This is a genomic window from Pseudomonas multiresinivorans, assembly GCF_012971725.1.
GTDB classification, from domain to species: domain Bacteria; phylum Pseudomonadota; class Gammaproteobacteria; order Pseudomonadales; family Pseudomonadaceae; genus Pseudomonas; species Pseudomonas multiresinivorans.
The window spans coordinates 119,950-140,180 of record NZ_CP048833.1 but is presented as its reverse complement, the minus strand read 5'-3'; the positions used below and the strand labels follow the sequence as shown (position 1 = coordinate 140,180).

Annotated in this window: 14 protein-coding genes; 7 read left to right on the top strand and 7 right to left on the bottom strand. The window is 66.6% G+C overall.

The window, feature by feature from the left end:
• Nucleotides 1–18: 18 nt before the first annotated feature.
• From G4G71_RS00605 to gshB, 7 genes are all read right to left on the bottom strand, one after another.
• The gene (locus tag G4G71_RS00605; RefSeq protein WP_169934994.1) at nt 19–1,290 is read right to left on the bottom strand and encodes a dihydroorotase; all 1,272 of its coding nucleotides are present in this window, start codon (nt 1,288–1,290) and stop codon (nt 19–21) included.
• Nucleotides 1,287–2,291 (bottom strand): aspartate carbamoyltransferase catalytic subunit, encoded by a 1,005-nt coding sequence (locus tag G4G71_RS00600; protein WP_037013504.1) that lies wholly within the window; start codon nt 2,289–2,291, stop codon nt 1,287–1,289. The genes G4G71_RS00605 and G4G71_RS00600 overlap by 4 nt, the downstream gene beginning before the upstream one ends.
• 45 nt (nt 2,292–2,336) lie before the next feature.
• Complete coding sequence (gene pyrR / locus G4G71_RS00595; protein ID WP_024766241.1) at nt 2,337–2,849, bottom strand: bifunctional pyr operon transcriptional regulator/uracil phosphoribosyltransferase PyrR; 513 nt, start codon at nt 2,847–2,849, stop codon at nt 2,337–2,339.
• Nucleotides 2,850–3,000: 151 nt separating this feature from the next.
• Nucleotides 3,001–3,438, bottom strand: a complete 438-nt coding sequence (ruvX, locus tag G4G71_RS00590) for a Holliday junction resolvase RuvX (protein ID WP_169942447.1) — start codon at nt 3,436–3,438, stop codon at nt 3,001–3,003.
• The gene (locus G4G71_RS00585) at nt 3,435–4,004 is read right to left on the bottom strand and encodes a YqgE/AlgH family protein (RefSeq protein WP_169934993.1); all 570 of its coding nucleotides are present in this window, start codon (nt 4,002–4,004) and stop codon (nt 3,435–3,437) included. The genes ruvX and G4G71_RS00585 overlap by 4 nt, the downstream gene beginning before the upstream one ends.
• A gap of 75 nt (nt 4,005–4,079) precedes the next feature.
• A complete protein-coding gene (locus G4G71_RS00580; RefSeq protein ID WP_169934992.1) occupies nt 4,080–4,973 on the bottom strand; it encodes an energy transducer TonB in 894 nt (297 codons plus the stop codon).
• Between the two features lie 56 nt (nt 4,974–5,029).
• On the bottom strand, nt 5,030–5,992 hold the full coding sequence (gshB, locus tag G4G71_RS00575) for a glutathione synthase (RefSeq protein ID WP_054907827.1): 963 nt from the start codon (nt 5,990–5,992) through the stop codon (nt 5,030–5,032).
• A gap of 282 nt (nt 5,993–6,274) precedes the next feature.
• Between gshB and pilG the strand changes: the two genes are divergently transcribed.
• From pilG to G4G71_RS00540, 7 genes are all read left to right on the top strand, one after another.
• On the top strand, nt 6,275–6,682 hold the full coding sequence (gene pilG, locus G4G71_RS00570) for a twitching motility response regulator PilG (protein ID WP_015475142.1): 408 nt from the start codon (nt 6,275–6,277) through the stop codon (nt 6,680–6,682).
• A 46-nt stretch (nt 6,683–6,728) separates the two neighbouring features.
• Entirely contained in the window at nt 6,729–7,094 is a 366-nt protein-coding gene (pilH, locus tag G4G71_RS00565; RefSeq protein ID WP_024766237.1) for a twitching motility response regulator PilH, read from the top strand.
• A gap of 54 nt (nt 7,095–7,148) precedes the next feature.
• A complete protein-coding gene (locus tag G4G71_RS00560; RefSeq protein ID WP_169934991.1) occupies nt 7,149–7,685 on the top strand; it encodes a chemotaxis protein CheW in 537 nt (178 codons plus the stop codon).
• Between the two features lie 83 nt (nt 7,686–7,768).
• A complete protein-coding gene (locus G4G71_RS00555) occupies nt 7,769–9,817 on the top strand; it encodes a methyl-accepting chemotaxis protein (protein WP_054907828.1) in 2,049 nt (682 codons plus the stop codon).
• A 62-nt stretch (nt 9,818–9,879) separates the two neighbouring features.
• The gene (locus G4G71_RS00550; protein ID WP_169942445.1) at nt 9,880–10,743 is read left to right on the top strand and encodes a CheR family methyltransferase; all 864 of its coding nucleotides are present in this window, start codon (nt 9,880–9,882) and stop codon (nt 10,741–10,743) included.
• Nucleotides 10,744–10,767: 24 nt separating this feature from the next.
• Nucleotides 10,768–19,197, top strand: coding sequence for an Hpt domain-containing protein (locus G4G71_RS00545; protein WP_169942443.1), 8,430 nt, complete (start codon nt 10,768–10,770; stop codon nt 19,195–19,197).
• Entirely contained in the window at nt 19,190–20,224 is a 1,035-nt protein-coding gene (locus G4G71_RS00540) for a chemotaxis protein CheB (RefSeq protein WP_054907836.1), read from the top strand. The genes G4G71_RS00545 and G4G71_RS00540 overlap by 8 nt, the downstream gene beginning before the upstream one ends.
• Nucleotides 20,225–20,231 lie beyond the last annotated feature (7 nt).

The following is a 20,231-nucleotide window of genomic DNA, read 5'->3' as shown; positions in this document are numbered from 1 at the left end:
TCATGGGGCGGTGAGGCGTCAGACCGCGTGGACGATATGCCCGTCCACCAGGGTGCAGCGCACCACGCCCGGCAGGCAGTGGCCGAGGAACGGGCAGTTCTGGCCGCGGGAATGCCAAGTTTCGCCCGCCAGGGTCTGGCCGTCGGCTTCGAACAGCACCACGTCGGCGGCCGCGCCGATCGCCAGCTTGCCGGCCGGCAGGCGCAGGGCAGCGGCCGGGCCGCTGGACAGGCGCGCCAGCAGGGTCGGCAGGTCGAGCAGGCCGTCCTGTACCAGGGTCATGGCCAGCGGCAGCAGCAGTTCGACGCTGCTGATGCCCGGATCGGTTGCGGCGAACGGGGCGTTCTTCGCGTCCTGCTCGTGGGGCTGGTGGTGGCTGGCGATGGCCTGGATCACGCCGCTCTTCACCGCTTCGCGAAGGGCCTCGCGGTCCTTGTGCGAGCGCAGCGGCGGCTGCACGTGGTAGAGGCTGGAGAAGTCCGCCAGTGCTTCGTCGGTCAGGATCAACTGGTACAGCGCCACGTCGGCGGTCACCGGCAGGCCGCGGGCCTGGGCCTGGGCGATCAGCTCGACGCCGCGGGCGCTGGTCAGCTGGCTGAAGTGCGCGCGTACTCCGGACTGTTCCACCAGCAGCAGGTTGCGCGCCAGGGCCACGGTTTCGGCGGTTTCCGGGATGCCGGCCAGGCCGCGGAAGCTGGCGGTCGGGCCTTCGTGGGCGATGCCGCCTTCGGCCAGGTCCTGGTCCTGGGAGGTGAAAATCACCGTGAGGTCGAAGGTCGCCGCGTATTCCAGCGAGCGCAGCAGCACGCGGTTGCTCGCCATCGGCGCCAGGCCGTTGGTGAAGGCCACGCAGCCGGCGTCGCTCAGGGCGACCAGCTCGGACAGCTGTTCGCCACCCAGGCCCCTGGTCAGGGCGCCGATGGGGAAGACCTTGGCATTGCCGGCCTCGCGGGCGCGGTCGAGGATCAGCTCGGCGACGGCGGAGGTGTCCAGCACCGGTTTGGTCTGCGGCGGGAAGCACAGGCTGGTGACGCCTCCGGCGGCGGCGGCGCGGGTTTCGCTCTCGATGCTGCCCTTGCGGCTGTAGCCCGGCTCGCGCAGGGCGACGCTCAGGTCCACCAGGCCGGGTGCGGCGATCAGGCCGGCGGCGTCGATTTCCTGGGCGGCGTGGAAGCCTTCGGGGGCGTCGCCGATGGCGATGATGCGGCCGGCCTCGATGTGCAGGTCGCAGACCTTGTCCAGGCCGCTGGCTGGGTCGATCAGGTGGGCGCCACGAATACTGACGGTCATTGCGCGTCCTCCTGTTCCAGCTGGCGTTGGGCGTTCTGGCCGCTCATGGCCATGGACAGCACGGCCATGCGGATGGCGATGCCGTAAGTGACCTGGTTGAGGATCACCGACTGTTCACCGTCGGCCACGGCGGAGTCGATCTCCACGCCGCGGTTGATCGGGCCGGGGTGCATGACGATGGCGTCGGGCTTGGCCAGCTTCAGGCGCTTCTGGGTCAGGCCGTAGAGCTTGAAGAATTCGCCTTCGCTGGGCAGCAGGCCGCCGGCCATGCGCTCGCGCTGCAGGCGCAGCATGATCACCACGTCGACGTCCTTCAGGCCTTCGTCGGCGTTGGTGAAGACTTTCACGCCGTACTGTTCTTCCAGACCTACTGGCAACAGGGTGCGCGGGGCGATGACGCGGATGTCCGGGCAGCCGAGGGTCTTCAGCGCCAGCATGTCGGAGCGCGCCACCCGCGAATGCAGGATGTCGCCGACGATGGCCACCGAAAGGTTTTCGAAGTCTCCCTTGTGGCGGCGGATGGTGAGCATGTCGAGCATGCCTTGCGTCGGGTGGCCGTGGCGGCCGTCGCCACCGTTGATCACGGCGACGTTGGGGCTGACGTGCTCGGCGATGAAATGTGCAGCGCCCGAGTCGCTGTGGCGCACGACGAACATGTCGGCGGCCATGGCCTCGAGGTTGCGCAGGGTGTCGGTGAGCGTCTCGCCCTTGCTGGTCGATGAGGTCGACACGTTCAGCGAGATGACGTCGGCGGACAGGCGCTGCGCGGCCAGCTCGAAGGTGGTGCGGGTGCGTGTGGAGTTCTCGAAGAACACGTTGCACACGGTCTTGCCGCGCAGCAGCGGGACCTTCTTCACCGCGCGGGCGCCGACTTCGAGGAAGGAGTCGGCAGTATCGAGGATTTCAGTCAGCAGTTCGCGGGACAACCCGTCGAGCGAGAGGAAGTGGCGCAGCTGGCCCAGGTCGTTGAGCTGCAGCGGGCGCTTGGCGTCGGTCGGCATGTGGCAGGCCCTGAAAGTTGGGGGTGGATGTCCGGGCGCGCGGAGTTACAGCGCGGGGCTGAGAAGCGTGCGCTCGAGGACGAGTGGTGCGGGACCGCGCAATTTTACCCGCTCGTTGGGTGCCAATGACAGGGTTTCGCCGACGACATCCGGGCGAATCGGCAGTTCGCGCTTGTTCAGGTCCACCAGGCTGACCAGGGTCACGCTGGCCGGGCGGCCGTAGTCGAACAGCTCGTTCAGCGCGGCGCGGATGGTCCGGCCGCTCATCAGCACGTCGTCCACCAGGATCAGGTGCTGGCCGTCGATCTCGAAGGGCAGTTCCGACGGACGGACCTGCGGGTGCAGGCCGCTGCGGGTGAAGTCGTCGCGGTAGAAGGAGACGTCGAGGATGCCGAGGATCTCGTCGCTGCCCAGTGCCTTGAGCAGTTCCTGGGCGACCCAGATGCCGCCGGTATGGATGCCGACGAAGCGTGGCGAGTCGATGCCGCGCTGCGCGAGGTAGTTGCGCAGGTCGGTGGCCATGCGGGGAATGAGTTCGGCGGGGCTTGGCAGGGTCATGACGTCTCCGGTTCGGTTGGCGAGGCCACCCGGCACGGGCGGCCATCGGGGCGGACCGTTCCGGGAAGGAGTGGTCCGGCAAGCTTAGCGGCTTTGGCTCCCTGGACGCTGCCATAGGTCAAGGGCGTAATTTTTCAGATCAGGCCGCAGGTCAAGCAGGGGTGTTCTCAGCGAGCCAGCCCTCCAGCAGCAGGGCGGCGGCCAGGGCGTCCACCGGGCGCTCACGGTAGCCATCGCGCTGGCCCTGGGCCAGGCGTTCGCCCTTGGCGGCGTAGGTGGTCAGGCGTTCGTCGTGGGTGTGCACCGGCAGGTTGTAGCGGCCGTTCAGGCGGCGGGCGAACTTCTCGGCGCGCTCGCTCATGTCGCTGGGGGTGCCATCCATGTTCAGCGGCAGGCCGACGACGATGGCGTCGGGCTGCCATTCCTTGATCAGGGCTTCCACGCGGTTCCAGTCCGGCACGCCGTTCTGTGCCTTGAGCACGCACAGCTCGCGGGCCTGGCCGGTGATGGCCTGGCCGACGGCGACGCCGATCTGCTTGGTGCCGTAGTCGAAGCCCAGGAGCAGGCGTAGCGGTTTGCTGCTCATCAGGCGTGCCCGGCCTGGGCGGTGAGCAGGCTGAGGTTGACCCCCAGGCGCTCGGCGGCCGCCGACAGGCGCTGCTCGGCCGGGACCTCGAAGAGCACCGCAGGGTCTGCCGGGCAGGTTAGCCAGGCATTGTCGGCCAGTTCGGCTTCCAGCTGGCCTGCTTCCCAGCCTGCGTAACCGAGGGTGATCAGGTGCTGGGCCGGGCCGCTGCCGTCGGCGATGGCGAACAGCACGTCCTGGGAAGTGGACAGCGACAGCTCGCCCAGTTCCAGGGTGGCCTGGTAGCTGCGTCCGGCGGGGTGCAGGACGAAGCCGCGATCGGTCTGTACCGGCCCGCCGGTATAGATGGTCATGCCCTGGCAGCGCACCGGCGGCAGTTCGTCCGGGCGCAGCTGTTCGAGCACGTCGGCGAGGCTCAGGCCGCTGGGGCGATTGATGACCAGGCCCATGGCGCCCTGCTCGTTGTGTTCCACGAGGTAGGTGACCGTCTGGGCGAAGTTGGAGTCCGCCATGTGCGGCATGGCGATGAGGAAATGGTGCTTGAGGTAGCTGGCGGCTGTGCTTTTCATGCCGGCTAGTTTCAGGCCTGGGGGCCAAAGGGACAAGACTTGAAAGCGCCGGCTGAGGTCGGCGGGCGCGTCGGATCAGTTGCTGGACAGGCGATCGCCGCGCTCGAAGCGCCAGGTGCGGATGATTTCCAGGCGGTCGATGTCGTTCAGATCGCCGGAGAAGGGCGCGAAGGGCGCGGCCAGGCGCACGATGCGCTGGGCGGCCTGGTCCAGGGTGGGCTGGCCGGAGGACTCCAGCACCTGCACTTCATACAGGGAGCCGTCGCGGTTGATCGACACCAGCAGGCGCAGGCTGCCGTAGATGCGCTGGCGGCGGGCCTCGTCCGGGTAGTTGAGGTTGCCGATGCGCTCGATCTTCTTGCGCCATTCCTCTTTATACCAGGCGCCTTTGTCGCGCATGGTCGAGGCCGCGCTCAGGCGGTGGATGCGCGGGCGCTTGGCGTAGGCCTGCTGCTCGCGGGCGAGGTCGGCTTCGAGGCTGGAGATTTCCGCCGAGAGCTGGCTGGAATCGAACTGCGGCGCCGGCTTGGCGACGGTCTCGGCCTTGGGCGTCTGCTGTTTGGTCTGCACCTTGTCCGGGCGCGGGGTGCGGGTGGCGACGGCGGCCTTGGGCGCTTCCGGGCTCTTGGCCTGGCGCGGGGTGGCTGGCGGGGCGACCTTCTTGACTTCGGTGTCCTGGAACGGCGCCTGCTCGGTGGTCTTGGGGATCGCCTTGTGTTCCAGGGTGCCGCTGCCCTGCTGGTTCATCTGGGCAAGGTAGTCGGCCTTTTCCGGCGCCTTGTCGCTCTTGAAGCTGGCCAGGGTGATTTCCAGGGTTTTGCTCAGCTGGCTGGGCGAGGGCATGGTGAAGCCGACGCCCAGCAGCACGGCCACGTGCACGATGGCCGCAACGAACAGGGTGAAACCCAGACGGTCCGCCGGACGGACGCCGGAAGACACGGGGAAGTCTTGGTGGGTTGCAGCGTTCATTGCGGGTCGCGTAGGCCAGGGTGGGGCGGAAGTCTGCCGACGAGGCTTATAAAAGTCTATGACGCACTGCGCGCCTTGAGCTTTTCGTCGATGACTGCCATCAGTCTCTCACCGATGCGCGTGTCGTAGGCCGCATCGATCTCGCGGATGCAGGTCGGGCTGGTGACGTTGATCTCGGTGAGGTTCTCGCCGATCACGTCCAGGCCGACGAACAGCAGGCCGCGCTTGCGCAGCTCCGGGCCGACCTCCCCGGCGATCCAGCGGTCGCGCTCGGTCAGCGGCTGGGCTACGCCGCGGCCGCCGGCGGCCAGGTTGCCGCGGGTCTCGCCCTGGGCGGGGATGCGCGCCAGGCAATATTCCACCGGCTCGCCGTCGATCATCAGGATGCGCTTGTCGCCGTCCTTGATGGCCGGCAGGTAGCGCTGCGCCATGACCTGTTCCTGGCCGTGGCGGGTCAGGGTCTCGAGGATCACCGAGAGGTTCGGGTCGCCTTCGCGGTGGCGGAAGATCATCGATCCGCCCATGCCGTCCAGGGGTTTGAGAATGATGTCACGATGCTGTGATGCAAACTCGCGCAGAATGTCGGACCGGCGGCTCACCACCGTCGGCGGCGCGCACTGCGGGAAGAGGGTGGCGAAGTATTTCTCGTTGCAGTCGCGCAGGCTCTGCGGCTTGTTGACCACGAGCGTGCCGGCGGCTTCGGCCTGTTCCAGCAGGTAGGTGGAGTAGACGAACTCGTTGTCGAAGGGCGGGTCCTTGCGCATCAGGATCACGTCCAGCTCCGACAGCGGCTGGTCGACTTCCTCTTCCAGTTCGAACCAGTGGGCCGGATCGTAGAACACCTTGAGCGGGCGCATGCGGCCGCGGGCGACGTTCTCTTTCTGGTAAAGATCCTGCTGTTCCATATAGAACAGCTGCCAACCACGGGCTTGGGCAGCCAGCAGCATGGCCAGCGAGCTGTCCTTCTTGAAACTGATCTGCGCGATGGGGTCCATCACGATCCCGAGGCGTACGCTCATGGGATGTCCTCCTGGGGGAGTCTGTTGGGCTTGGGGCTGCGACGCAGAGCCGCGCCGAAAAGGCTGAAAATGGACGCTCAGGGTGGCGCTGGATGTGCGCTCGGTCAAGGAAAAAGCCTGCTTGTTCCGGGTCTTATGGCCTGAATTTGCTGGGCGTGGTAAAGATTCTGACGATTGTGGTAAAAGGTTCCCACGATTGGGTCGCAGCCCGACGGTGGCAGGGCGCTAGCGCACTGAAATAAAAAGCGGAAAAAACGACTCACCGAGATGGTAAGGGCGAACATGGAACAGCATTCCGACGGTTTGAAAGTAATGGTGATCGACGATTCCAAGACGATTCGTCGCACGGCTGAAACCCTGCTGAAGAAGGTCGGCTGCGATGTCATTACAGCCATCGACGGCTTCGACGCGCTGGCCAAGATCGCCGATACCCATCCCAGCATCATCTTCGTCGACATCATGATGCCGCGCCTGGATGGCTATCAGACCTGCGCCCTGATCAAGAACAATAGTGCCTTCAAATCCACGCCGGTGATCATGCTGTCCTCCAAGGACGGTCTGTTCGACAAGGCCAAGGGTCGCATCGTCGGTTCCGATCAGTACCTCACCAAGCCCTTCAGCAAGGAAGAACTGCTCGGCGCGATCAAGACCCATGTGCCCGACTTCACCCCGGTGGAGCACGCTTCCTGAAGTCCGGCGCGAGCGCCGGTGACGCCTATTCCGTATGGGGACCACAATGGCTCGAATTCTGATTGTTGATGACTCGCCGACCGAGATGTACAAGCTGACCGCGATGCTGGAAAAGCACTCGCACCAGGTACTCAAGGCCGAAAATGGCGCCGATGGCGTGGCCCTGGCTCGCCAGGAAAAGCCCGACGTCGTCCTGATGGACATCGTCATGCCCGGCCTGAACGGCTTCCAGGCGACCCGTCAGCTGTCCAAGGACCCGGAAACCAGCGCCATTCCGGTGATCATCGTCACCACCAAGGATCAGGAGACCGACAAGGTCTGGGGCAAGCGCCAGGGCGCTCGCGACTACCTGACCAAGCCGGTGGACGAAGAGACACTGCTCAAGACCATCAATTCGGTGCTGGCCGGCTGATACAGCCGTACCTGCACGTACCGAACATAATTATTAGAGAAGGCCAGGGCCGGCATGGCGGAAGTCCAGAGTCCTTTCGAGGTTCTCGTCCAGATCGATCAGCGCTGTCGGCAGCTGGCTGCGGGCCTGCCCGCCCAGCGCGAGGTGGTGCAGAGCTGGAACGGCATCGGCTTTCGCATGGCTGGGCGCCTGTTCGTCGCGCCCATGGGGGAGGTCGGCGAGGTTCTTCACGAGCCGCGCTACACACTGCTGCCCGGCGTCCGTGACTGGGTGAAGGGGGTCGCCAACGTGCGCGGCCGCCTGCTGCCGATCATGGACCTGTGCGGCTTCCTCGGCGCGGAGCTGTCGCCTCTGCGCAAGCAGCGGCGCGTGCTCGTCGTGGAACACCAGGAAGTCTTCGCCGGCCTCATCGTCGATGAGGTGTTCGGCATGCAGCACTTCCCGGTGGATACCTTCTCCGAGCAGTTGCCGCCCCTCGAAGCGGTCCTGCAGCCCTTTATTCATGGCGTCTTCCATCGGGAGCAACCCTGGCTCGTGTTCAGTCCGCATGCGCTGGCTGAGCACCCGGGGTTCCTGGATGTCGCCAGCTAGAGTTTGACCGGTTGGGCCGGCATTGCCGGCCCTTGTTGTGACATGGAAACCGTAATCGTGGTGGGTCCAGGCGGGGGCCGAATATGAAAAATATAAAGGCAGGCAGTCTTTTCTCGGGGGCGCGTAGCAGCTCGCTGATCCTCGGACTCTTCGTGGTCCTGATCGTGGCGATCGTCTTGCTGTTCGCCAACTTCGCTTACCTGAACAAGCAGGCGGACCACGACAAGCAGTACATCGGCCATGCCGGCGAACTGCGCGTGCTGTCCCAGCGTATCGCCAAGAACGCCACGGAAGCCGCGGCGGGCAAGGGCGAGGCGTTCAAGCTGCTCAAGGAAGCACGCAACGACTTCGAGAAGCGCTGGAACATCCTTTCCAAGGGTGACGAAAGCACCGGCCTGCCGCCGAGCCCGGATTCGGTACAACCGCAGATGGCGGATGTGCAGAAGGACTGGGACACCCTGCGCAAGAACGCCGACTCCATCCTCGCCAGCGAACAGACCGTACTGTCCCTGCACCAGGTGGCCGCAACCCTCGCCGAAACCATCCCGCAGCTGCAGGTGGAGTACGAAGAGGTCGTCGACATCCTCCTGGAGAACGGCGCCCCGGCCGACCAGGTCGCGGTAGCCCAGCGCCAGTCGCTGCTGGCCGAACGTATCCTCGGCTCGGTGAACAAGGTGCTGGCCGGTGACGAGAACTCCGTGCAGGCCGCCGACAGCTTCGGCCGTGACGCCAGCCTCTTCGGCCGCGTACTCAAGGGCATGAAGGAAGGCAACGCGGCGATGAGCATCTCCAAGGTGACCAACGCCGAGGCCGTTGACCGCCTCAACGAGATTGCCGAACTCTTCGAATTCGTTTCCGGCTCGGTGGACGAGATCCTCGAGACCTCCCCGGAACTGTTCCAGGTCCGTGAGGCTGCCAACACCATCTTCGGCGGTTCGCAGACCCTGCTCGACAAGGCCTCCAACCTGGCCAACGGCTTCGAGAACCTGGCCGAAGGCCGTGTGTTCAACCAGGTCGCCAGCGTTGCGCTGGGCATCCTCGCCCTGGGCGCGATCATCCTCATCGGCCTGGTGATGGTGCGTGAAACCAACCGCCGACTGGCCGAGACCGCCGAGAAGAACGAACGTAACCAGGCGGCGATTCTGCGACTGCTCGACGAAATCGCCGACCTCGCCGACGGTGACCTGACGGTAGCCGCGACCGTGACCGAGGACTTCACCGGTGCGATCGCGGACTCCATCAACTACTCCATCGACCAGCTCCGCGAGCTGGTGGAAACCATCAACCTGACAGCCGTGCAGGTGGCCGCCGCCGCCCAGGAAACCCAGGCCACCGCCATGCACCTGGCCGAGGCTTCCGAGCACCAGGCCCAGGAAATCGCCGGCGCCTCCGCCGCGATCAACGAAATGGCCGTGTCCATTGACCAGGTATCGGCGAACGCCTCCGAGTCCTCGGCGGTAGCGGAACGTTCCGTAGCCATCGCCAACAAGGGCAACGAAGTGGTGCACAACACCATCACCGGCATGGACAACATCCGTGAGCAGATCCAGGACACCTCGAAGCGGATCAAGCGCCTCGGTGAATCGTCCCAGGAGATCGGTGACATCGTAAGCCTGATCAACGACATTGCCGACCAGACCAACATCCTCGCACTGAACGCCGCGATCCAGGCGTCCATGGCGGGCGACGCGGGCCGCGGCTTCGCCGTGGTAGCGGACGAAGTACAGCGACTGGCGGAACGTTCCTCCGCGGCGACCAAGCAGATCGAAGCGCTGGTGAAGACCATTCAGACCGACACCAACGAAGCGGTGATCTCGATGGAACAGACCACCTCCGAGGTGGTACGCGGTGCCCGCCTGGCGCAGGACGCCGGTGTGTCGCTGGAAGAGATCGAGAAGGTATCCAAGACCCTGGCAGCGTTGATCCAGAACATTTCCAACGCCGCCCGTCAGCAGGCCTCATCCGCCGGCCACATTTCCAACACCATGAACGTGATCCAGGAGATCACCTCGCAGACCTCCGCCGGTACCACCGCCACCGCGCGCAGCATTGGCAACCTGGCCAAGATGGCCGGCGAGATGCGTCACTCCGTATCCGGCTTCAAACTGCCGGACACCGCCGAACAGGCCTGAGCAGAGGAGGTGCGCTGCTCTTCACCGGGTAGCGCATGACAGTCTTGAGCGAGGGGCGCGACATGCAGGCAAGTGGCGTCTGGTCGTTGCAGCCGTTGGCCGACATGTCGGCCGCGGACTTCCGCGACTGGCAGGCACTGTTGGAAGACCGGACCGGTGTCGTCGTCAACGAACAACGCCGCGCCTTCCTGCAGACCAGCCTGGGCGCGCGGATGCGCGAACTGGGCATCGCCGACTACGGCACCTACTACCGACAGGTCACCGATGGCCCGCGCGGCGCCGTCGAGTGGTCGAACCTGCTGGACCGCCTCACCGTTCAGGAAACCCGTTTCTTTCGTCACAAGGCTTCATTCGAAGTGCTGGAAGGCTTCCTCCGCCAGCGCCTCGAACAGGTCGGCCCGAGCCGGCCGCTGGCCTTGTGGAGCGTCGGCTGTTCCAGTGGCGAGGAGCCTTATTCCCTCGCCATGGTGGCCGCCAAGGTACTCGAAGACGCAGGTCTGGCGCCGCTGTTCGGCGTGACCGGCACCGACATCAGCCTCAATGCCCTGAACCGGGCGCGCGAGGCGCGCTACGCGGCACGCAAGCTGGAGGATATCGACCCGGAACTGGCCACGCGCTACTTCAGCGCGCAGGATGACGGTCGATACGCAGTGATACCCGATCTCGCCGAGCGCGTCTGTTGCGCCCGGCTGAATGTGCTGGAACTGGCCAAGGCGCCAATGTCCGGCATGGACGTGATTTTTTGCCAGAACCTGCTGATCTATTTCCGCCGCTGGCGGCGGCGGGACATCCTCAATCGCCTGGCCGAGCGGCTGGCGCCTGGGGGACTGCTGGTGATCGGAGTGGGCGAGGTGGCCGATTGGCACCACCCGCTGCTCGAACCGGTCGCCGATGAGCGCGTTCTGGCCTTTACCCGGAAGGGATGACACAGACACATGAGTGGAGTGGCTATGGGTGATCGGCACGATTATGTCGCCCTGGAATGGGTAAAAGGCGAGATTGCCGAAACGCTCAAGCAGGCGCGGCAAGCCCTCGAATCCTACGTCGAGAATCCCCAGGACCCGACGCGGATGGGCTTTTGCCTGGCCTATATCCACCAGGTGCGCGGCACTCTGCAGATGGTGGAATTCTACGGCGCGGCCCTGCTCGCCGAGGAAATGGAGTACCTGACCCAGGCGCTGATCGACGGCAAGACATCCAGCCAGAGCGAAGCGCTGGAAGTGCTGATGCAGGCGATCCTGCAGTTGCCGGCGTACCTGGAACGTATCCAGAGCGCCCGCCGCGACCTGCCGCTGGTCGTGCTGCCGCTGCTCAACGACCTGCGCACCGCCCGCGGCGAGAAGCTGCTGTCGGAAACCAGCCTGTTCTCCCCCGACCTTTCCCAGTCCTCGCCGGTGCTGCCGGTGGACGCCCTGGCGCGCCTGCGTACCGCCGAACTGCCGGCGCTGCTGCGCAAGCTGCGGCAGATGCTGCAGGTCGCCCTGGTCGGCGTCATCCGCAACCAGGACCTGCCGACCAACCTGGGCTATCTGGCGCGCGTGTTCGCCCGCCTGGAATCGCTGTGCAAGGACGCCCCGCTGGGCCGCCTGTGGGTGATCGCTTCGGCGATGATCGAAGGCCTGGCCAATGGCAGCATCGCCAACGGCACCTCGGTGCGTAACCTGCTGCGCCAGGTCGACCGCGAGTTCAAGCGCCTGGTCGACCAGGGCGCCGACGCCATGAACCAGGCGGCGCCGGAAGAACTGATCAAGAACCTGCTGTTCTACGTCGCCAAGGCCTCCGACCAGTCGCCGCGCGTGCGGGCGGTGAAGGATGAGTACCGCCTCGACGACGCCCTGCCGGGCGCGGCCCTGGTGGACGAGGAACGCGCCCGTCTCGCCGGCCCGGACCGCGACGCCATGCGCTCGGTCGTCGGCGCTCTGTGCGAGGAGTTGGTGCGGGTCAAGGACAGCCTCGACCTCTTCGTGCGCAGCGACCGCAGTGGCGTGAATGAGCTGGGTAGCCTGCTGGCGCCGCTCAAGCAGATTGCCGACACCCTTGCCGTGCTGGGCTTCGGCCAGCCGCGCAAGGTCATCCTCGACCAGATCGAGGTAGTCAGCGCGCTCGCCCACGGCCAGCGCCAACCCAACGACGCCACCCTGATGGATGTCGCCGGTGCGCTGCTGTATGTCGAAGCGACCCTGGCTGGCATGGTCGGCCCGAGCGAGGAGCCGGGCAGCGAAGAAAACGTCCTGCCGACCACCGACGTCGAGCAGATCCACCAGGTGGTGATCAAGGAAGCGCGCAATGGCCTGGAACTGGCCAAGGACGCGATCATCGAGTTCATCGCCTCGCAATGGAACCACGAGCACCTGGCCCGCGTGCCGGAGCTGCTGACCCAGGTTCGCGGCGGACTGGCGATGATCTCCCAGGAACGTGCGGCGAAACTGCTGGAAAACTGCAATCGCTACATCCAGGAACAACTGCTGGTGCGTCAGGCCGTGCCGGACTGGCACAGCCTCGATACCCTGGCCGACGCCATCACCAGCGTCGAGTACTACCTAGAGCGCCTGTCGGAAGACCACAACACCCAGGGCGACATGATCCTCGACGTCGCCGAGGAGAGCCTGGACAGCCTGGGCTATTCGCTCAAGCCGCGCCCGTCGATCCTCGACGCCGAGCCGAGCGCCCATATCCCTGCGCCCCTGGACAACCCGCTCGACGAGATCGACGTCCTGGCCGCGCAGCCGCTGGCCGAGCCGAGCGAAGCGGTCCCGGTGGAAGAAGTCCCTGAGTTGGCCGCGCCGGTGGAAATCGCCGACAGCTTCGAGCCCGCGAGCTTCGACGTCGCCCCGACCGAGGAGCCGGCGTTCGAACAGCCTGCCGAGCTTGCCCCGACAGAAGAGCTGGCTCCGGTGGACGAACCGGTCCTGGACCTTGCCGACCTCGATACGCCCCAACCTGTTGCGGACAGTGAAGAAAGCTTCACCTTCGAATCGCTGGAGCCCGTTGTCGAGCCTGTCGCCGGGGAGCAACCCGCACTGCCGGCCGACTTCGACCTCCCGGCCGAACTCGAAGCCCAGCCTGCTGGCGAAGCCGAAGCGAGCTTCACCTTCGAACCCCTGGAGCTGGACTCCGGCCTGCCCGCCACCGAGCCCAGCGCCGAACCGGGCGGCTGGACCCTTGACGAGGCTACACCGCTGGCTGCCTCGGCTGAACTGCCCGGCGCGACCCTGGAGCCGGAAAGCCTCAGCTGGGATATCGAACTGGAGCCGGCCGCACCGATCACCGACACCACCCTGGCCGATGAAGGCTGGTCGCTGGACGACAGCCACAAGGCCGACAGCATCGAGTTCACTCTCGAAACGCTGGAAGAGGCGCCCGCGCAACCGCTGGCCGATGAGCTGAGCTGGAGCCTGGATGATGCCCTCCCGCTGACCGAGACGCCGCGATTCGACGAGCCCGTGCAGGCGGAACCCGCAACGACCGAACAATCCTGGGAATCGCTGGACCTGTCCGGCACCCCGAGCGAAGCCCCGGCCACTCCGGAACTGCTCGACGACTTCGCCCGCCTGCCGACGCTGGAGGCCACTCCGGCTCCGGTGGACGAGCTGACCTGGGACATGGAGTCGCTGACCCCGGCCGGCGACAAGCCCGCCGAGGAAGACTGGTTCAGCATCGACCTGAGCCAGCCGACTGCCGAGTCGCCCGCACCGTCGCTGGAGCTGGACGAAAGCTTCGCCAGCCTGGAAGCGGTCGAACCCGCACCGCTGGCGACCCTGGACGACCTGAGCTTCGACGCCCAGCCTGCCACCGATGAACCGTCCAGCGCCGAAACCTCGCTGGCCAGCGATGACAACTGGACCCTGGGCGAGCTGAGCGAACCGACCGCGCTGGACGCTGGCGTCGACTTCAGCCTCGACGCGCCACTTGAGCTGGAAGCGCTGGAACCGCTGGTCGAGCCCCAGGCGCCCGCCGTCCAGGCCGAAGCCTGGAGCGACGAGAACATCGCCGAGCTGGACCTGCCGGAAGTCGAGCTGCCCAGCCCGCCGGCCGAGCCCGAGCCGGTTGCCGAAGCTCCGGAAAAACCGCTGTCCCTGGCCGAAGTCATGGCTGCCCCGGTCTCGGCGATCAACCCGCCGGCCCAGGACGTGCCGCCCAGCCTGCTGCCGCCGCCCGCCGACGAAGAGCCCATCGACGAAGAGCTGCGCGAAGTCTTCATCGAAGAAGCCGGCGAAGTGCTGGAAACCATCGGCGAGCACCTGCCGACCTGGCTGGCCAACACTGACGACCGCGACTCGCTGACCGAGATTCGCCGCGCCTTCCACACCCTCAAGGGCAGTGGTCGGATGGTCCGCGCGCTGGTGATCGGCGAGCTGGCCTGGTCCATCGAGAACCTGCTCAACCGCGTGCTCGACCGCAGCATTGCCGCCTCGCCAGCCGTGCTGCAGGTGGTCCAGGACGTGGTCGCGCTGATGCCCGAACTGGTCGAGGAATACGCCGCCAGCACCCAGCGCCAGCGCGACGACGTCGACCGCCTGGCCGCTACCGCCCACGCCCTGGCCAAGGGGCAGCCGGTGCCGCCGCCCGGTGGCGGGCTGCCGGAGTCGGCGCCGCAGGTCGAGGACATCACCCCCGAGCTGGCAGAGGTCGAGGAGATCGCTGCCCAGGCGGCCAACGAAGGGCTCGACGAGAGCCTCGATCCGCAGTTGCTGGAGATATTCCGCAACGAAGCCGAAGCCCACCTGGAAACCCTGGTCGGCTTCCTCGCCGATTGCGCGCAGCAGCTGCCGCAACCAGTGACCGACGACCTGCAACGCGCCCTGCACACCCTCAAGGGCAGCGCGCACATGGCCGGCATCCTGCCGATCGCCGAAATTGCCACGCCGCTGGAGCGGCTGGTGAAGGAATTCAAGACCAACCTGCTGCAGGTCGACCTGCGCGAGGCCGAGTTGCTGCACGCCGCCGAAGGCCTGTTCCGCGTCGGCCTCGACCAGCTCGTCGAAGGTCGCCCGCTGGCGCCCATCGAAGGCAGCCCGGAACTGCTGGCGCGCATCGCGCAGGTTCACCAGGAGCGCCTGGAGGCTGCCGAAGCCAAGCGCCGCGGTGAAAGCGGCGAAGGCAGCGGCAACGATCCGCAATTGATCGGCATGTTCCTCGCCGAGGGCATGGACATCCTGCTCGACGCCGAGGACCTGCTGCGCCGCTGGCGCGAGCACCCGCAGGAGCGCCACGAACTGGGCGCCCTCTACGACGAGCTGGAAACCCTCAGCCGTGGTGCGCAGATGGCCGAGCTGCCGCAGATGGCGGAACTCGCCGATGCGCTGCTGGCAGTCTATGGCGCCGTGCGCCAGGGTCGCCTGGAAACCGGCGACGCCTTCTTCTCCGCCGCCGAGGCCGCCCATGAGGCGCTGATCGGCATGATGGATCAGGTGGCTGCGGCGCTGCAGGTCAGCGCCCGCCCGGAACAGGTCGAAGCGCTGCATCGCCTGCTGGACGCACCGGTGCCCGCCGTCCAGGACGAGCCATCGGAAGACGCCCCGGAAGTCGAGTTCGTCGACCTGGAAAGCCTGACCGCCGATGACTTCCCCGCCGAAGACGAGGAATTCCTCGTCGACAGCCGTCCGGTGGACGACGACAACCTGCCCGACGGCCTGAGCTGGTCGCCGCGCAGCGATAACGACGGTGCCCCGCGTGGCGCCGCCGACGACGATGACGATGACGTCATCACCGCCGAAACCCCGCACGCCCATCCCGCCCCGCAGCAACCGCCGCGCGCGCTGGATGAGGAAATGGTGGCGATCTTCCTCGAAGAGGCGGTCGACATCCTCGACAACGCCGGCCAGGCGCTGGACCAATGGCTGGCCTCGCCCGAGGGCCTCGCTGCGCTTTCGACCCTGCAACGCGACCTGCACACCCTCAAGGGCGGCGCGCGCATGGCGGAAATCCGCGAGATCGGCGATCTGTCCCACGAACTCGAATCACTCTATGAAGGCCTGCTGGACCATCGCTTCCAGCACAGCCAGCCGCTGGGCGACCTGCTGCGCACCTGCCACGACCGCCTGGCGACCCAGCTCGATCAGCTGCAGGCCGGCCAGGCGCTGACCGACCCGGCGGACCTGGTGCAGACCATCCGCACCTTCCGCCAGAATCCGGCCGCCGGCCTGGATGCACCGCAGGCGCTGGCCGCGCAACCGCAGCTGGACGCTGCGGCGGATGAGAGCGAGGCCGAGGGGCTACTGGAAACTACTGCCCCGAACGATGCCGATATCGAACTGGAACTGCCCGCCGAGGCCGAGCCGTTGGCCGCTAGCGCCGAGGAGCTCCAAGCGACCGATCTCGAAAGCACCGATCTTGAGAGCATCGATCTCGAAAGCACCGAGCTTCAATCCGAAGCCGAGCCGGAATCGGCCGCTGCGCCCGAAGAGATCGACCTGCAGAGCTTCCTCGAAGAGGCCGAAGCCGGGATCGCCGAGGAGCCGGCTGCCATCGAGCCTGTCATCGCTGCCGCGGCGCCTGCCCTCGAGGCGACAGGCGTGCAGGACAGCGAGTACGAGCTTGACCCGGACCGCGACCAGGAACTGGTGGAAATCTTCCTCGAGGAAGGCTTCGACATCCTCGAAAGCTCCTCCGGCGCACTGACGCGCTGGATGGCCAACCCCGACAACAGTGTCGAGCTGGAAGCGCTGCAACGCGACCTGCACACCCTCAAGGGCGGTGCGCGGATGGCCGAGATTCGCCCCATCGGCGACCTCTCCCACGAACTGGAATTCCTCTACGAGGGCCTCTGCGGCGGGCGCCTGCGCGCCAGCCCGACGCTCTTCGAATTGCTGCAGCGTTGCCACGACCGTCTCGCCGAGATGCTCGAGGCCGTCCAACAGCACCGCCGGGTGCCGGGAGGTGAATCGCTGATTGACGCGATCCACCGATTTCGTGCCAACCCCGAAGAACAGCTGAGCATCCCCAGCAGCGTCAGCCTGCACGCGATCAGCTCCCAGCACGCCGCGCCCGAAGGCCCGGAAGCCGACATCCTGGATATCTTCCTGGAAGAGGCCGACGACCTGCTCGAAGGCATGGAGCAGGCGCTGGGACGTTGGGACGCCGAGCGCGAGAACGGTGCGCTGGATGAGCTGCTGCGCATTCTGCATACCCTCAAGGGTGGTGCGCGCCTGGCCGGCCAGACCAGCCTCGGCGACCTGGCCCACGACCTCGAACAGCACCTGGGCGAAGCCCAGCAGCAGGGCGCGCCCTGGCCGGAAAGCCTGCTGCTGGACGTGCAGTCCGGCTTCGAAGGCCTGCAGGCCGAGGTCGACCAGTTGCGCCTGCACCTGGGTGAGGTCGAGAGCGCCGAAAGCCAGTTCGAGGAATCCATCGACGAAGAACCGCTCGCCGAACAGCCGGCCCCGGTGAACCTGCCGGTGCTGCCGGAAGCCATCATGGCCGCTGCCGTACCGCAGCGCCTCGATGCGCCGGTGGTGCTGCCCTTCGTTCGCCGTGCCCAGGAAGCCGCCCAGGAAGCCGCTGCGCGCCGTGCGCCGCAGGAACTGGTGAAGGTACCCGCGCAACTGCTCGAAGGGCTGGTCAACCTCGCCGGTGAGACCTCCATCTTCCGCGGCCGCGTCGAGCAGCAGGTGAGCGACGTCGGTTCGACCCTGGGCGAAATGGACGCGACCATCGAGCGGGTTCGTGACCAGTTGCGGCGCCTGGATACCGAAACCCAGGCGCAGATCCTCTCGCGCCACCAGGCCGACGCCGAGCGCGCCGGCTATGAAGATTTCGACCCGCTGGAAATGGACCGCTACTCGCAGCTGCAACAGCTCTCCCGCGCGCTGTTCGAGTCCGCTTCCGACCTGTTCGACCTCAAGGAAACCCTGGCCGCGAAGAACCGCGACGCCGAGACCCTGCTGCTGCAACAGGCGCGGGTCAACACGGAGCTGCAGGAAGGCCTGATGCGCACCCGCATGGTGCCGTTCGACCGCCTGGTGCCGCGCCTGCGGCGGATCGTCCGCCAGGTGGCGAGCGAGCTGGGCAAGCAGGTCGAGTTCGTGGTCAGCAACGCCGAAGGCGAGATGGACCGTACCGTGCTTGAACGCATCGTCGCGCCGCTGGAGCACATGCTGCGCAACGCGGTCGACCACGGCATCGAGTCCGGCGAAGCACGCCGCATGGCCGGCAAGTCGGAGCAGGGCACCATCCGCCTGACCTTGGGCCGCGAGGGTGGCGACATCCTCCTGACCCTGGCCGACGACGGCGCCGGCATCCGCCTGGAAGCGGTGCGCCGCAAGGCCATCGAGCGCGGCCTGATGACCGACGACAGCGAGCTGAATGACCACGAGGTGCTGCAGTTCATCCTCGAGGCCGGCTTCAGCACCGCCGAGAAGGTCACGCAGATTTCCGGCCGGGGCGTGGGCATGGATGTGGTGAACTCCGAGGTGAAACAGCTCGGTGGCTCCATGAGCATCCAGTCCAGCGTTGGCGAGGGGACGAAGTTCGATATCCGCCTGCCGTTCACCGTGTCGGTGAACCGCGCGCTGATGGTGCTTTCCGGCGAGGACCTCTACGCCCTGCCGCTGAACACCATCGAAGGCATTGTGCGGGTCTCCCCGTACGAGCTGGAGGCACTCTACGAACAGGCCGCCGCCGACGAGTCCGGCGCCGCGCCGAGCTTCGAATACGCCGGCCAGAGCTATGAACTGAAATACCTCGGCGACCTGCTCAACAACGGCCAGCATCCCAAGCTGGTCGGTCAGTCGCTGCCGCTGCCGGTGATCCTGGTGCGCTCGGCGGACCACGCCGTGGCAGTGCAGGTGGACGCCCTGGCCGGCTCGCGCGAGATCGTGGTGAAGAGCCTCGGTGCGCAATTCGCCGGCGTCAGTGGCATCTCCGGTGCGACCATCCTCGGTGACGGTCGCGTGGTGGTGATTCTCGACCTGCTGGCGACCATCCGTGTGCTCCACGCTCAGCTCATCCAGCACGCGCCGCGCCGCCAGCTGGCAGGCCCGAGCGTGGCGGAAATCGAGCACCAGCGCCCGACCCTGGTCATGGTGGTGGACGACTCGGTCACCGTGCGCAAGGTCACCAGCCGCCTGCTGGAGCGCAACGGCATGAACGTGCTCACCGCCAAGGACGGGGTGGACGCCATCGCCCAGCTGCAGGACCACAAGCCCGACATCATGCTGCTGGACATCGAGATGCCGCGCATGGACGGCTTCGAGGTGGCCACGCTGGTGCGCCACGATGAACAGCTGAAGGACCTGCCGATCATCATGATTACCTCCCGTACCGGCGAGAAGCACCGCGACCGTGCCCTGGCCATCGGCGTCAACCAGTACCTGGGCAAGCCGTACCAGGAATCCGAGCTGCTGGAGAATATCCACAAGCTGGTGAAGGCCCATGTCTGAGCAGAGCACGCCGCGCATTGCGGTGATCGCCGACACCTCGCTGCAGCGCCACGTGCTGGCACAGGCGTTGGCCGGCCACGGTTACCAGGTGGTGCTCAACGCCGATCCGGCGCGCCTTGAGAGCGACCAGCTGGACGCCTGCGAGACCGACCTGTGGCTGGTGGACCTGGCGCAGCAGGAAGACTCGCCGCTGGTGGACAACCTGCTGGAGCAGTCGCGCGTACCCGTGCTGTTCGGCGAAGGCCACGCGCCGGAGCGGCATTCCGAACATTACCCGCGCTGGGAACGCCGACTGGTGTCCAAGTTGCGCAAGCTGGTGGGTGACCCCAGCGCCGGCGTGGGCCGCAGCCTCGCAGCGCTGCTCGACGAAGCGCAGCGGCCCACCCGCGTGACGCTGCCCGATGACCTCGCCGCTTCGCCGCTCAAGGCTGGTGAGCCCGCCGCGCAGGTCTGGCTGCTCGCCGCCTCGCTGGGCGGCCCGGCCGCGGTGAAGACCTTCCTCGATGCGCTGCCCGGCGGCCTGCCGGTGGGCTTCCTGTATGCCCAGCACATCGATGCCTCGTTCGAAGCGAACCTGCCCCAAGCCGTCGGCCGCCACAGCCAGTGGCACGTCAACAGCGTGCGCGATGGCGATCCGGTGCGCTGCGGCGAAGTGGTGGTGGTGCCGATTTCCCGCGAGCTGGGCTTCGACGATTCGGCGCGCATGCACGTGCAGGACCGCAGCTGGCCGGAACCCTACAGCCCGTCCATCGACCAGATGATGCTCAATCTCGCGCAGCAATACGGTGAGCGCTGCGGCGTGATCGTGTTCAGCGGCATGTGCAGCGACGGCAGCGCCGCCGCGGCCTACGTGCGCCGCCAGGGCGCGCCGATCTGGACCCAGCGCGCCGACAGCTGCGCCTGCTCCAGCATGCCCGACAGCCTGCGCGAAGGCGGCTACAGCACTCTCTCCGGCGACCCGCGCGAACTCGCGGCGGCGCTGGTCAATCACCTCGCCGAGCAATGCGTCGGCGCAGTCACGCAGTGAGATAAGG

Coding starts and splice junctions, on each gene's coding strand:
- G4G71_RS00605 (WP_169934994.1), bottom strand. CDS start 1,290: ATGACCGTCAGTATTCGTGGCGCCCACCTGATCGACCCAGCCAGCGGC.
- G4G71_RS00600 (WP_037013504.1), bottom strand. CDS start 2,291: ATGCCGACCGACGCCAAGCGCCCGCTGCAGCTCAACGACCTGGGCCAG.
- pyrR (WP_024766241.1), bottom strand. CDS start 2,849: ATGACCCTGCCAAGCCCCGCCGAACTCATTCCCCGCATGGCCACCGAC.
- G4G71_RS00585 (WP_169934993.1), bottom strand. CDS start 4,004: ATGAAAAGCACAGCCGCCAGCTACCTCAAGCACCATTTCCTCATCGCC.
- G4G71_RS00580 (WP_169934992.1), bottom strand. CDS start 4,973: ATGAACGCTGCAACCCACCAAGACTTCCCCGTGTCTTCCGGCGTCCGT.
- gshB (WP_054907827.1), bottom strand. CDS start 5,992: ATGAGCGTACGCCTCGGGATCGTGATGGACCCCATCGCGCAGATCAGT.
- pilG (WP_015475142.1), top strand. CDS start 6,275: ATGGAACAGCATTCCGACGGTTTGAAAGTAATGGTGATCGACGATTCC.
- pilH (WP_024766237.1), top strand. CDS start 6,729: ATGGCTCGAATTCTGATTGTTGATGACTCGCCGACCGAGATGTACAAG.
- G4G71_RS00560 (WP_169934991.1), top strand. CDS start 7,149: ATGGCGGAAGTCCAGAGTCCTTTCGAGGTTCTCGTCCAGATCGATCAG.
- G4G71_RS00555 (WP_054907828.1), top strand. CDS start 7,769: ATGAAAAATATAAAGGCAGGCAGTCTTTTCTCGGGGGCGCGTAGCAGC.
- G4G71_RS00550 (WP_169942445.1), top strand. CDS start 9,880: ATGCAGGCAAGTGGCGTCTGGTCGTTGCAGCCGTTGGCCGACATGTCG.
- G4G71_RS00545 (WP_169942443.1), top strand. CDS start 10,768: ATGGGTGATCGGCACGATTATGTCGCCCTGGAATGGGTAAAAGGCGAG.
- G4G71_RS00540 (WP_054907836.1), top strand. CDS start 19,190: ATGTCTGAGCAGAGCACGCCGCGCATTGCGGTGATCGCCGACACCTCG.